This window comes from Streptomyces sp. NPDC043738, from assembly GCF_056436545.1.
Map to the genome: position 1 here is coordinate 25,135 of NZ_JBWKCJ010000027.1, position 12,823 is coordinate 37,957.

The following is a 12,823-nucleotide window of genomic DNA, read 5'->3' on the forward strand; positions in this document are numbered from 1 at the left end:
CGGCCGGCGCCCGCACCGCACCGCGCGGCATGGGGGGCGCACCGCCTGATCCCATCACGATCCAACAACTCAACCGAACAAAAGTATTCAGTTTCTGACCGCCCGGGCGTAGCTTTCTGTGCGTTCCGGTCGCGCAAAGAAGCGAGTACCCACCATGATCACCCTGGCCGAAGGGCTACGACTGCCCACCAACGGGCTCGACTACACGATCCTGGCCCTCTACTTCGTCGTCGTCCTCGGCATCGGATTCGCCGCCAAGCGCAGCGTGAAGACGAGCCTGGACTTCTTCCTCTCCGGGCGGTCGCTGCCCGCCTGGGTTACCGGCCTGGCCTTCGTCGCCGCCAACCTCGGCGCCACCGAGATCCTCGGCATGGCCGCCAACGGCGCGCAGTACGGGGCCTACACCGTCCACTGGTACTGGATCGGCGCCATCCCCGCCATGGTCTTCCTCGGCCTGGTGATGATGCCCTTCTACTACGGCTCCAAGGTCCGCTCGGTGCCCGAGTTCCTGCTGCACCGCTTCGGCCCCTCCTCGCACCTGCTGTCGTCGGTCATCTTCGCCGTCTCCTCGGTGCTGATCGCGGGCGTGAACCTGTACGCCATGGCGATCGTGCTGGAAGCCCTGCTGGGCTGGCCCGAGTGGGTCGCGATCGTCGTCGCCGGCTTCTTCGTCCTGGCGTACATCACCATCGGCGGGCTGTCCTCGGCGATCTACAACGAGGTGCTGCAGTTCTTCGTCATCCTCGCCGCGCTGATCCCGCTGACCGTCGTCGGCCTCAAGCGCGTCGGCGGCTGGGACGGGCTGACCGACTCGCTGAACTCCTCGCACGGCGACGCGTTCCTGACCGCCTGGAAGGGCACCGGCATCGGCGAGGGCAACCCGCTCGGCGCGAACTGGCTCACCATCGTCCTCGGCCTCGGCTTCGTGATGAGCTTCGGCTACTGGACCACCAACTTCGCCGAGGTGCAGCGCGCGCTGTCCGCGAAGAACCTCTCCGCCGCCAAGCGCACCCCGCTGATCGCCGCCTTCCCCAAAATCTTCATACCCATGGTGGTGGTCGTTCCCGGCCTGATCGCGCTGGTCATGGAGCCGACGCTGGGCAAGTCCAAGGACGGACTGCAGTACAACGACGCGATCCCGGTGCTGATGCGCGACCTGCTGCCCAACGGCGTCCTCGGCATCGCGGTGACCGGACTGCTCGCCGCCTTCATGGCCGGTATGGCCGCCAACGTGTCGTCCTTCAACACGGTCTTCACCAACGACATATGGGCCGCGTACCTCAAGAAGGGCCGCGAGGACGGGTACTACCTCAAGACCGGCCGGGTGGTCACCGCGGTCGGCGTGCTGATCGGCATGGGCACCGCCTTCATCGCCGCGTCCTTCAGCAACATCATGAACTACCTCCAGACGCTGTTCTCCTTCTTCAACGTGCCGCTGTTCGTCGTCTTCATCATCGGCATGTTCTGGAAGCGGACCAGCGCCGCGGCCGGCTTCTGGGGACTGCTCTCCGGCACCGCGGCCGCGATGGTCAACTACTTCTGGCTCTACAAGCAGGGCGTCATCTCGATCCCCTCCGACCAGGGCGCCAACTTCGTCTCCTCGATCGTCGCCTTCGTCGTCGGCGCGCTGGTGATGTTCGTGGTCACCCTGGCCACCAGGCCCAAGCCCGCCGAGTCCCTGGCCGGCCTGGTCTACGGCACCCGGTCCCCCGGCATGGAAGAGCTCCCGGCCGAGGGCGACGACGCCTGGTACCGCAAGCCCGCCCTGCTGGGCTGGGGAGCGATCGTCCTCGCCGCCGTCTGCTACATCCCGTTCTCCTTCTAAAAGCCGCCCGACCTGCCCGAACAGCGGAGTTGACCCACCATGAGTGACTACCAGCACGAGGTCGAGGAGCTGGAGCGCGAATCGGCGACCGCCGCGCGGCTCTTCGACGTACGGCGCATCATCGGCGACCTGTTCGTCGTCTACGGCGTGATCGTCACCATCGCCGGCCTGATGGCCGACGACGCGGACCTGAGGAAGGCCCAGGACATCAACATCAACCTCTGGACCGGCCTGGGCATGCTCGCCCTCGGCCTGTTCTTCCTCGTCTGGCTGAAGCTGCGCCCGGCCGTCCCGCCGACAGCGGCCGAGCTGACGGACGACACCGGGGAGGACCCCTCCAGGGGATGAGGCGTTTCAGCGCGGCGGCGGGGTCCGCTCACCGGCTCCCGCCGCCGTCGCCGAGGCACCCCGGCCGCCGCCCGCCCGTTCCAGCAGCCCGGTGCGCGCCGCCAGCGCGGCGGCCTCCAGCCGGGAGCCCACCTCCAGCTTCATCAGCACCCGCTGGACGTGCGTACGCGCGGTACTCGGCGCGATGTCCATCCCGGCCGCGATCAGCCGGGTGTCCTCGCCCTCCGCGACCCGCATCAGCACTTCCACCTCACGCGGGGTGAGCAGCTCCAGCAGCCGCGCACCCTCGTCGTCCGGCTGCGCCGCGGGGTGCAGCAGCTCCTCGAAAGCCTGCTGCAGCAGCTGCGGCGAGACCGCCGACTCCCCCGCCCGCGCCTTCATCATGGCGCGCTCCACGCCCTCGATCCGCTCGTCGTTGCGCACATACCCCGAGGCCCCGGCCGCGAAGGCGGCGGCGATACCGCGCGGGCTGGGCACCGGCCCCAGCACCACCACCGCGACCTGCGGCCGCTCCTTCTTGATCCGCACCACCGGGTCGAAGGCACCCGGTTCCGCCGGCTGGGCGGTACCCAGCAGGCACACCTCGGGCGCCCGGCTCACCACCAGGTCCGCGGCCCCGGCGCTCGGCGCGGCGGCGGCCAGCACACGGTGTCCGCGCAGCTTCAGCGCCGAGGCGAGCGCCTCCGCGAGCAGACGGTGATCGTCGACCACCATGAGCCGCACGCCCATCGAGCAACCCCTCCACTTCGGCGGCCCCGGCGCGGCCCCGGCCGGGCCGCTCGTCCCCGGGAAGCTACACGCTCAGATCGCCGAGCGCGCCCACTACCGGGGAGAAGACCCCCGGAATGCTGGAATCCCGGCCAATCGGGGCCGATTGCCGCCGTCACGGGCCGGGAATATCTCCCGCCCCCACCCCGTTGTGGCCCCGAAGGGGGCCCTCGCCACCCCTACGGGATGTGTTCCCCTCCCCCCTAGGGACCTCCCACCCGCCCCGGGGACCTGCCTTCTACGCGTCCTCCGCCAGCTCCAGCCAGCGCATCTCCAACTCGTCCCGCTCGGCGCTCAGTTCGCGCAGCCGGGCGTCGAGTTCGGCGACCTTCTCGAAGTCGGTGGCGTTCTCGGCGATCTGGGCGTGGAGCTTGGCCTCCTTGTCGCCGATCTTGTCCAACTGGCGCTCGATCTTCTGCAGTTCCTTCTGGGCGGCACGATTGACGGCGGCGGCCTTCTTGGGGGCCGCGGCCTGCGGAGCGGGCGCCGGGGTGGCGGCCTCGATGACCTTCCGGCGGCGTTCGAGGTACTCGTCCAGGCCGCGCGGCAGCATGCGGAGGGTGGCGTCTCCCAGCAGGGCCTGGACGCGGTCGGTGGTGCGCTCGATGAAGTACCGGTCGTGGCTGATGACGATGAGGGAGCCGGGCCAGCCGTCGAGCAGGTCCTCCAGCTGCGTCAGGGTCTCGATGTCCAGGTCGTTGGTCGGCTCGTCCAGGAAGAGCACGTTGGGCTCGTCCATCAGCAGCCGCAGGATCTGCAGCCGGCGCCGCTCACCGCCGGAGAGGTCGCCGACGGGAGTCCACTGCTTCTCCTTGGTGAACCCGAACTTCTCGCAGAGCTGGCCGGCGGTCATCTCCCGGCCCTTGCCCAGGTCGACCCGCTCGCGCACCCGCTGGACGGCCTCCAGGACGCGCCAGGTGGGGTCGAGTTCGGACACCTCCTGGGAGAGGTAGGCGAGCTTGACGGTCTTGCCGACGGCGATGCGGCCGCCGGCCGGCTGCGCCTCGCCCTGGGTGCGGGCCGCCTCGGCCAGCGCCCGCAGCAGCGAGGTCTTGCCGGCACCGTTGACGCCGACCAGGCCGATCCGGTCGCCCGGGCCCAGCTGCCAGGTGAGGTGCTTGAGCAGGACCTTGGGCCCGGCCTGTACGGTCACGTCCTCCAGGTCGAAGACCGTCTTGCCCAGGCGGGAGTTGGCGAACTTCATCAGCTCGGCGCTGTCGCGGGGCGGCGGGACGTCCGCGATCAGTTCGTTGGCGGCCTCGATGCGGAACCGCGGCTTGCTGGTACGGGCCGGAGCGCCGCGCCGGAGCCACGCCAGCTCCTTGCGCATCAGGTTCTGCCGCTTGGCCTCCTCGCTGGCGGCGATCCGCTCCCGCTCGGCCCGCGCGAAGACGTAGTCGCTGTAGCCGCCTTCGTACTCGTGCACATCGCCGCGCTGGACGTCCCACATCCGCGTGCAGACCTGGTCGAGGAACCAGCGGTCGTGGGTGACGACGACGAGCGCCGAGCGGCGCTCCTGCAGATGCCGCGCCAGCCAGGAGATGCCCTCGACGTCGAGGTGGTTGGTGGGCTCGTCGAGGACGATCAGGTCCTGCTCGGCGATCAGCAGCTTGGCGAGGGCGATGCGGCGGCGCTCGCCACCGGAGAGCGGGCCGATGACGGTGTCCAGGCCCTGGGTGAAGCCGGGCAGGTGCAGATCGCCGAAGAGGCCGGTCAGCACGTCGCGGATCTTGGCGTTGCCGGCCCACTCGTGGTCGGCGAGGTCGCCGATGACCTCGTGCCGGATGGTGGCGGCCGGGTCGAGGGAGTCGTGCTGGGTCAGGACGCCCAGGCGCAGGTGCCCGGCGTGGGTCACCCGGCCCTCGTCCGGGCCCTCCAGCTTGGCGAGGATCCGGATCAGGGTGGTCTTGCCGTCGCCATTGCGTCCGACGACGCCGATCCGGTCCCCTTCGTTGACGCCGAGGGAGACACCGTCGAGCAGCGCGCGCAGCGCGTACGCCTTGCTGACGGCTTCCAGATTGACGAGGTTGACGGCCATCTCACTCCTGCGCTTCGGGTCGATCGACCTTCCCAGCGTAGTCGGCGTGCGGAAACCGCCGGTCCGGAGCGGGACTCCCCGCCCGTTGGCTAGCGTGATCACCATGACATCGGACACGGGCACGGCGGTGGAGACGGAACACGGGCTGGTCTACGGCCCCAGCGGCAAGCGACTGGACCTCTACCGCCCGGCGGGAACACCGGGCCCGGCACCGACCGTGCTGCTCTGGCACGGCGCCGGCCCCGACGAGCGGGACGTCCTCGCCCCTCTGGCGCGCACCGCGGCGGCACGCGGCCTGCTGGTCCTCGTACCGGACTGGCGCCCGGACGCCGCGGACGGCGGCCGCGGGCATCTGCTGGAGTCGCTCTGCTTCGTCCGCAAGGAGGCGGGCGGGCTGGGTGGTGACGGGGAGTCGTTCGTGCTGGCCGGGTGGTCGGCGGGCGCCGGAGCGACCCTGGGCGTCGCCCTGCGGCCCGAGGTCGCCGACGGCTGGCGGCCGAGCGCGGTGGTGGGCCTCGCGGGCCGCTACGACCTGCCGGCCCGCACCACCGGCACCGCCCCGCTGACCGACCTCGCCGCCGGCCTGGACCCGGCCGCCCCGGTCCACCTCGTCCACGGCAGCCGGGACGTGGTCCTGGACGCCCGCCACTCCCGCGATCTGGCGGAGGCCCTGCGCACCGCGGGCCGTCCCGTGACACTCCGGGAACCGGCCACCGACCACGCGGGCGTGATCATGACCGAGTTCGACCCGACGACGAACCGCTGCGTCCCGACGACCGCGGCACACGCAGTGGAGGCGGGACGGCTGGTGGCGGGGGTGCTGACCGAGGCCGCCGGAGGCACGGAACGCGCCGGTCACTCTTTGTGATGACGTGATCGGGATGCGGCCGCTACCGTGGAGGGCAGGCAACAGGATCCCGTCCATGGGAGGAACCATGACCGCCGAGTCCGCAGAGCACCACTGGCCGGTGCCGCCCCCGGACGGCTACACCGTGGACGACCTGTTCACACTGCCGGATCTCCCGCCGCACACGGAGCTGATCGACGGGAGCCTGGTTTTCGTGAGTCCGCAGCGAGACTTTCACAGCATCGTGATCGACCTGCTAGTCAACGGCCTGCGCTCCACCGTGCCGCCCCAGCTGAAAGTGCGGCGGGAGATGACGGTAGTCATCGACAAGCGCAACGGTCCCGAGCCAGACGTCTCCGTCGTGCGCGCCGAAGCTGTCACCGGCCGACGGCAGACCCGCTACACGGCAGCCGACATCCTGCTTGCCGTCGAGGTCGTCTCACCGGACTCGGAAGCCCGTGATCGCGACGCCAAGCCGCACAAGTACGCCGCGGCAGGCATCCCTCACTTCTGGCTGGTCGAGATGGCGGGCCAGGACGACGCCCCGGTCGTCCAGGTCTACGAACGCGGCGAGGCCACCGGCACGTACACGCTGACCGGCATCTACCACGACCGCGTCAAGGTCAGCGTGCCCTACCCCATCGACATCGACCTGACCGCCATCGACGAGCTGTAGTAGCAGGCCCTCAGGTCACCGCCGCCCTCCCCCGCCGGACGACCACCCGTTGAGTCTGCGCACGGACTCCTCCAGCTCCCGGCGCCTTGCGTCCTGGTCCACGGGGCGCTGCCCCGCCTCCGGCGCGGGTACGTACGGCCGGACGGACCGGCCGTCCTCACCACACGGCAGGAGCAGGCCGGGCGGCACCCGCAGGACGCGTACCAGGCGCCGCCTCAACGGGTGGCCGCCTTGCGGAGCGCCTCGGCGAGCTTGCGGGCGGTGGCCGCGTTGCAGTTACCGAGGGCGACGAGCGGGACGCCGTAGCCGGCCGCGTAGCCGGGCAGATCGACGCCGAGCGACGGCAGCGTGATGCCGTTGTCCTTGAGCGCGGTACGCAGCTCTTCGGCGCTGGCGTGCACGTCGTCGTGGAGGTGGCTGGGCATGTGTCGTACGCCTTCCCTGTGCGCAATGTGACGAAGCGCTCACAGCGTGGCGTGACGCGGCGTAGCGTGACAGGGGGTTGGGCTCCCGGCCGCCGACTGCGGAGCGGGGCAAGGCGGTTGTGGAACGGCGGTGAGCCATGGTGCGGCGCAAGGACATCGACGGGTCGGAGAGCGTCCCCTGCTTCTACGGCAAGGAGTTGCGCTGGAAGCGGGAGGCGGCAGGGCTCACGCTCCAACAGTTGGTGGAGGGAAGTTTCTACGGGCTGAGTCATCTCAGCGAGATCGAGCGCGGCGAGCGGCGGATGCCGGCGGATCTGGCGGAGCACGTGGACAAGGTGCTGAAGACGGACGGCTTCTTCGGGCGGCGGTGCGAGGACGTTCGCAAGGCGAAGCGGAAGGGCCATCCCGCCTACTACGAAGACGCTCTGGAGGCGGAGAAGCGCGCGGAGACCATCGAGGAGTGGTGCCCGACCCTCATCCCCGGCCTGTTGCAGACCGCGCCGTACACGCGGGCATTGGTGCGGGCAACCCAGCCGCTGGCGACCAACGAGGAGGTGGAGGTGAAGGTCAGCGCCCGCATGGCGCGGGCCCGTCTGTTCGAGGACGACCCCAAGACCCCTGAATACTGGGTAATCCTGTCCGAGTACGTGTTGCGCTGCCCGATGCTCCCTCCGGAGGAGATGGCCGATCAGCTCGACCACATCGCGGCGCTGGCGAAGCGCCACCGGGTCATTCCACAGGTCCTGCCGTGGAACTGCGGGCCGCACCCCCTCATGCTGGTGGGCTTGTTGCAGCTCCTGATCTTCCCGGATGCCCCACCGCTGGCCTACCTGGAATCGGAGTTCAGCAGTGACACCATCGACGATCCGGCCCTCGTGAAGAAATACCGCAAGGCATACGATCGACTCAGGGCCGCCGCGCTACCGCCGAAGGCGTCCCTCACCCTGATCGAGGCGGCCGCAGAGGACTACCGAGATGGCAAGCAGCCGGATTGACCTGAGCGCCGCCGTCTGGCGCAAGAGCAGCTACACCAACGGTGAAGGCGCGAACTGCGTCGAGGTGGTAGACAACCTCCCCGGCGTCGTCCCCGTCCGTGACTCCAAGGACCCCCACGGCCCGGCGATCGTCTTCCCCGCCGCCGCCTGGTCGGCCTTCGTCTCCGCCGTCAAGGACGCCGCAGTGCCGCGCACTTGAGCGCTCCGGGCGTACGGCAGCCACGGGAACAGCTCCCGCCCGCGCCCCCTGACCCCCTTCCTTGTGGGTGGCCTTCCCGCCCAGTGCGCCGGGGTAGGTGGGCTACACGCGGACGCGCATTCGCGCTTTTGTCCGATTCATCCGAAGAGTTAGTTTCTTGGCCATTTCTCACCTTTTGCGAAGGCTGGTGTGCAGCGAAAGTGGTGCCTGGTCCGGTGGCGAGACGCCAGCGGCGAGCGAACCGTGAGAGATAGGGAGTTCCACGCATGACTGCGATCCCTGTACGGCCCGGCATCTACAAGATCCACGCTCACATCATCGGTCCGAGCAGCCTGGTGACAGCCACCGAGTACGCCGTCAAACACGGCGCTCCGGTCATCGTCGACCGGCTCAACCCCCTCCCCATCGAGCAGGAGTGGGTCATCGAGCCGACGGAGCCCGTACCGGGGGCGCCGTATGTGGTCCGACTCGCCTATCAGGAGCAAGCCGGACTTGTGGTTGCCGAGGAGAAGCTCTTCGTCAACAACGTCCCGCGCGCCGAATGGGCGCAGTTCACGTTCGAAGGGGTGCTCGGCGGGGTCAAGACCTGTCGGACAAGGGGCTCGCCTGGCGCGCCGGGCATCGTGGCGCACAGATCGAACTCGTCGCGCCCAAGCCCGAGTTCCAAGAGACCTGGACGTTGGAATTCGTGAGGCCGGTCGACGAGGAGGAGTAGTGGCGTGGGGGGGGGGGGGGGGGGGGGGGGGGGGGGGGGGGGGGGGGGTGGGGGGGCGGGGCCCCTCCCCCCCCCCCCCAACTCCTTATCGCAGGACCGTCGCGCCGACTGCCGGCGCCTGCGCGACCCGCGTCGCCCGGCAGGTCCCCGACGCCCGCAGGGCCGCTGCCACCTCCGTTGCCGACTCCGGGTCCTTGACCAGGAACGCCGTGGTCGGGCCCGAGCCGGAGACCAGTGCGGCCAGGGCGCCGGCGGCGGTGCCGGCTTCCAGGGTGGCGGCGAGGTCCGGGCGCAGGGAGAGCGCGGCGGGCTGCAGGTCGTTGGTGAGGGCCGCGGCGAGGGCGGTGGCGTCGCCGGATTCCAGGGCCGCGAGCAGTTCGGGGGCGGCCTCGGGGGCGGGCACGTCGGTCCCCGCGGTCAGGCGGTCGAACTCGCGGTAGACGGCCGGGGTGGACAGGCCGCCGTCGGCGACCGCGAAGACCCAGTGGAAGGTACCGCCGACGGGGAGGGGGGTCAGCAGCTCGCCGCGCCCCTGGCCCAGGGCGGCGCCGCCGACCAGGCTGAAGGGGACGTCGCTGCCCAACTCGGCGCAGATTTCGAGGAGTTCGGCGCGGGTGGCGCCGGTGGACCAGAGGGCGTCGCAGGCCAGCAGGGCGCCGGCGGCGTCCGCGCTGCCGCCGGCCATGCCGCCGGCGACGGGGATGTCCTTGGTGATGTGGAGGTGGACGTTCGGTTCGATGCCGTGGCGGGCGGCGAGCAGTTCGGCGGCGCGGGCCGCCAGGTTCGTCCGGTCCAGCGGGATCTGGTCGACGTCGTGGCCCTCGGCGGTGATCCGCAGGGTGTCCGCAGGGGTGGCGGTGACCTCGTCGTAGAGGCCGACGGCGAGGAAGACGTTGGCCAGGTCGTGGAAGCCGTCGGGGCGGGCGGCGCCGACCGCCAGCTGGACGTTGACCTTCGCGGGTACGCGTACCGTCACCGGCTGCTTCACTTGCCCGCCTCCTTGTTCTCCGCGATGCGGGCGAACGCCTCGACGGTCAGCGCTTCGCCGCGGGCCTGCGGGGAGACCTCGGCGGCGAGCAGTGCGGCCTCGGCCGCGGCGGCGGAGCCGGCCCAGCCCGACAGCGCGGCGCGCAGGGTCTTGCGGCGCTGGGCGAAGGCGGCGTCGACGACGGCGAAGACCTCGTCGCGGGAGGCGGTCGTCTCGACCGGCTTGTCGCGGCGTACGAGGGAGACCAGGCCGGAGTCGACGTTGGGAGCGGGCCAGAAGACGTTGCGGCCGATGGCACCGGCCCGCTTGACCTCGGCGTACCAGTTGGCCTTGACCGAGGGCACGCCGTAGACCTTGTTGCCGGGGCGGGCGGCGAGGCGGTCGGCGACCTCGGACTGGACCATGACCAGGGTGCGGTCGATGGAGGGGAAGGTGGCGAGCATGTGCAGCAGCACGGGGACCGCGACGTTGTAGGGGAGGTTGGCGACCAGCGCGGTGGGCGCGGGGCCGGGCAGCTCGGTGACGTGCATGGCGTCGCTGTGCACCAGCGCGAAGCGGTCGGCGCGGTCGGGCATGCGGGCCGCGACGGTGGCCGGCAGCGCGGCGGCCAGCACCTCGTCGATCTCGACGGCGGTGACCCGGTCGGCGACCTCCAGCAGCGCCAGCGTCAGCGAGCCCAGGCCCGGGCCGATCTCGACGACGACGTCGTCGGGCCGGACGTCGGCGGTCCGCACGATCCGGCGGACGGTGTTCGCGTCGATGACGAAGTTCTGGCCGCGCTGCTTGGTGGGACGTACGCCCAGCCTGGCGGCCAGCTCACGGATGTCGGCGGGGCCCAGGAGGGGGCCGGAATCGTCGGTGGTGCTCTTGCTCATGCCAGGGCCTCGCTGCGCTCGTTCACCCGTGAAGCTTACGGCCGCACAGCGGCCACGGGCTCGCCCCCCGGCTGATGTAGAGCTTCTTGGCCCGGAAGGTCTGCTCCTGGGCCGGGGCGTCCTGGGGGCGGCCGCTGCCGCCGAGGGCGTGCCAGGTGCCGACGTCGAACTGGTAGAGCCCGCCGTATGTGCCCGAGGCGTCGACGGCGTCGGGGCGGCCGCCTGCCTCGCACTGCGCCAGGGCGTCCCAGGCGAGGTGGTCGGCGCCGCTCACCGAGGCGGGCAGTTCCTTGGTGCCGATGTGCACGATCTGCGGGCGGGGGGCGCGTACGACCTCGGCGTGCGTCCGCTTCGGTTTCTGTTTGACGCCGTTGACGGTGCGCAGCCGGTAGGTGACCCGCCGCACCCCGGGCCGCCCCTGGCGGACGACGGCTTCGGTGCCGCGGGTCAGCGAGGGGTCGGCCCGTTTGACCGTACGGAAGGCGATGGGCTCCTCGCGGACCTTCTTGGAGCCGGTGATGCGCAGGACGGAGACGGTCTGGCCCTCGATCGGGAAGCTGTCCGGCGGCACCGAGGTGGTGTCCTGGTCGCGCAGTGCGAGACCGGCCTCCGCCAGGGCCTCGCGGACGGTGGCGGCGTTGGTGCGCACCCGGTGTTCGCGGCCGTCGGCGACGAAGACCACGGAGCGTTCGGTGCGGACCGCCAGCTCCATGCCGTGCCGCTCGATGCGCCGGGAGCGGGAGGCCGACAGGTGGGCCCCCTCGGCGCGCACGCCGAGCTGGCGGAGCGCGCCGTCGACGGTGTCCTCGGTGGTCCACACCTTGTGGCGCTGTCCGTCGACGGTGAGGACGACGGGCCGGCCGTGCCGGACGTGGATCTCGTCGCCGCTGGTCAGCTCGGTGCCGGGGGCGGGCGCGACGATGTCGTGGGCGCCGATGTCGAGCTGTTCGTCGGCCAGCAGGTCGTCGACGTCGTCGGCGAAGGTGTGCAGGGTGCGGGGGGTGCCGTCGACGCTGATCCGGACCGCCTTGTCGTGCGCGATGAAGGCGGTGGTGCCGCCGGCGAGGAAGGCCACGACCAAGGCCCGGGGCAGTACCCGGCGCAGCGCTTCGGGGGGTTCGGCGCGGCGCCTGCGACGGCCGCGCGCGGCGCGGTGGCTGCTTGGTGACTGACTCACGGCGCGCTCCACATGCCCGGATGCGGTTGACGGCCGGAATGTAGCGGAGAGGCGGTGACTCTCCAAAGTCGATCAGTTACGTGAAGTAGTCAATTCGGGGTACCCCGGATGGCTCTGGGCCGGGGTGGGCGGGCCGTCGGGAGCGGCCCGCCCACCCCCTTGGGGCTCAGTAGCCGAAGGCGCGTGCCGTGTTCGCGGCGATCGCGGTGGCCAGTGCGTCCTCCGTCATCCCCTTGACCTCGGCCATCGCCCGCAGGGTGACCGGAATGAGGTACGGGGCGTTGGCCCGTCCGCGGTAGGGCGCGGGGGTGAGGAAGGGGGCGTCGGTCTCCACGAGGACCAGCTCGGGCGGGGCGACGGCGAGCGCGTCCCGCAGCGGCTGGGCGTTTTTGAAGGTGACGTTGCCGGCGAAGGACATGAAGTAGCCGGCCGCGGCGCAGACCTCGGCCATCGCGGCGTCGCCGGAGTAGCAGTGGAAGACGGTCCGTTCGGGTGCGCCTTCCCCGCGCAGGATCCGCAGCACGTCGTCGTGGGCCTCGCGGTCGTGGATGACCAGGGCCTTGCCGTGCCGCTTGGCGATCTCGATGTGGGCGCGGAAGGACCGCTCCTGGGCGGCCATGCCTTCGGGCCCGGTACGGAAGTAGTCCAGGCCGGTCTCGCCGACGCCACGGACCTGCTCGAGCCCGGCCAGCTTGTCGATCTCGGCGAGCGCGGCGTCCAGGGCGTCGTCCCCGCCGGCCTCCCGGGCTCCCTGCCGCGACCAGCCGTCGGGGTCGCCGAGGACGATGCGGGGCGCTTCGTTGGGGTGCAGCGCGACGGTGGCGTGCACGGCCTCGGGGGGGGGGGGGGGGGGGGGGGGGGACACCGAAAAAAAAAAGGGGCAAAACCACCCGAAAAAAGGGGGGGAACCAAAAAGAGAGGAGCTTTTGGGGGGGTCTTTCCCTGTT

General features: G+C 71.0%; 13 protein-coding genes and 1 pseudogene. 7 read left to right on the plus strand and 7 right to left on the minus strand.

Annotation, left to right across the window (positions count from 1 at the left end):
- Positions 1 to 154 precede the first annotated feature (154 nt).
- A complete protein-coding gene (locus AC0680_RS28920; RefSeq protein ID WP_478634362.1) occupies positions 155 to 1,825 on the plus strand; it encodes a sodium:solute symporter family protein in 1,671 nt (556 codons plus the stop codon).
- Positions 1,826 to 1,864: 39 nt separating this feature from the next.
- Positions 1,865 to 2,173, plus strand: a complete 309-nt coding sequence (locus tag AC0680_RS28925; RefSeq protein WP_478634365.1) for a hypothetical protein — start codon at positions 1,865 to 1,867, stop codon at positions 2,171 to 2,173.
- A gap of 6 nt (positions 2,174 to 2,179) precedes the next feature.
- Here AC0680_RS28925 and AC0680_RS28930 read toward each other — a convergent pair whose 3' ends face one another.
- Positions 2,180 to 2,902 carry a response regulator transcription factor gene (locus AC0680_RS28930; protein ID WP_478634368.1) on the minus strand — a complete coding sequence of 241 codons (723 nt, stop codon included), beginning with the start codon at positions 2,900 to 2,902 and terminating at the stop codon, positions 2,180 to 2,182.
- 277 nt (positions 2,903 to 3,179) lie between these two features.
- Complete coding sequence (locus AC0680_RS28935) at positions 3,180 to 4,979, minus strand: ABC-F family ATP-binding cassette domain-containing protein (protein ID WP_478634370.1); 1,800 nt, start codon at positions 4,977 to 4,979, stop codon at positions 3,180 to 3,182.
- 103 nt (positions 4,980 to 5,082) lie between these two features.
- Here AC0680_RS28935 and AC0680_RS28940 point away from each other — a divergent pair, with 103 nt between their 5' ends.
- On the plus strand, positions 5,083 to 5,847 hold the full coding sequence (locus tag AC0680_RS28940; RefSeq protein WP_478634372.1) for an alpha/beta hydrolase: 765 nt from the start codon (positions 5,083 to 5,085) through the stop codon (positions 5,845 to 5,847).
- A gap of 67 nt (positions 5,848 to 5,914) precedes the next feature.
- Positions 5,915 to 6,502, plus strand: a complete 588-nt coding sequence (locus tag AC0680_RS28945) for a Uma2 family endonuclease (protein ID WP_478634561.1) — start codon at positions 5,915 to 5,917, stop codon at positions 6,500 to 6,502.
- Between the two features lie 215 nt (positions 6,503 to 6,717).
- On the opposite strand, the gene AC0680_RS28950 is transcribed toward AC0680_RS28945, so the two are convergent.
- Positions 6,718 to 6,927: a hypothetical protein gene (locus AC0680_RS28950; RefSeq protein ID WP_478634374.1), complete on the minus strand. Its 210-nt coding sequence runs from the start codon at positions 6,925 to 6,927 to the stop codon at positions 6,718 to 6,720.
- Between the two features lie 137 nt (positions 6,928 to 7,064).
- On the opposite strand from AC0680_RS28950, the gene AC0680_RS28955 reads away from it, so the two are divergent.
- The 3 genes from AC0680_RS28955 to AC0680_RS28965 all read left to right on the plus strand — a co-directional run bounded on the left by AC0680_RS28955 (position 7,065) and on the right by AC0680_RS28965 (position 8,813).
- Complete coding sequence (locus AC0680_RS28955; protein ID WP_478634376.1) at positions 7,065 to 7,922, plus strand: helix-turn-helix domain-containing protein; 858 nt, start codon at positions 7,065 to 7,067, stop codon at positions 7,920 to 7,922.
- Entirely contained in the window at positions 7,903 to 8,121 is a 219-nt protein-coding gene (locus AC0680_RS28960; protein WP_478634379.1) for a DUF397 domain-containing protein, read from the plus strand. The genes AC0680_RS28955 and AC0680_RS28960 overlap by 20 nt, the downstream gene beginning before the upstream one ends.
- Before the next feature lie 266 nt (positions 8,122 to 8,387).
- Complete coding sequence (locus tag AC0680_RS28965) at positions 8,388 to 8,813, plus strand: hypothetical protein (protein WP_478634381.1); 426 nt, start codon at positions 8,388 to 8,390, stop codon at positions 8,811 to 8,813.
- A gap of 108 nt (positions 8,814 to 8,921) precedes the next feature.
- Here AC0680_RS28965 and AC0680_RS28970 read toward each other — a convergent pair whose 3' ends face one another.
- The 4 genes and pseudogenes from AC0680_RS28970 to AC0680_RS28985 all read right to left on the minus strand — a co-directional run.
- Positions 8,922 to 9,824, minus strand: a complete 903-nt coding sequence (locus AC0680_RS28970) for a 4-(cytidine 5'-diphospho)-2-C-methyl-D-erythritol kinase (RefSeq protein ID WP_478634383.1) — start codon at positions 9,822 to 9,824, stop codon at positions 8,922 to 8,924.
- The gene (gene rsmA, locus AC0680_RS28975) at positions 9,821 to 10,699 is read right to left on the minus strand and encodes a 16S rRNA (adenine(1518)-N(6)/adenine(1519)-N(6))-dimethyltransferase RsmA (protein ID WP_478634386.1); all 879 of its coding nucleotides are present in this window, start codon (positions 10,697 to 10,699) and stop codon (positions 9,821 to 9,823) included. The genes AC0680_RS28970 and rsmA overlap by 4 nt, the downstream gene beginning before the upstream one ends.
- Before the next feature lie 22 nt (positions 10,700 to 10,721).
- Positions 10,722 to 11,876, minus strand: a complete 1,155-nt coding sequence (locus tag AC0680_RS28980) for a ubiquitin-like domain-containing protein (protein WP_478634389.1) — start codon at positions 11,874 to 11,876, stop codon at positions 10,722 to 10,724.
- Between the two features lie 166 nt (positions 11,877 to 12,042).
- A pseudogene (locus tag AC0680_RS28985) lies at positions 12,043 to 12,711 on the minus strand (TatD family hydrolase); the annotation flags it as partial.
- Positions 12,712 to 12,823 lie beyond the last annotated feature (112 nt).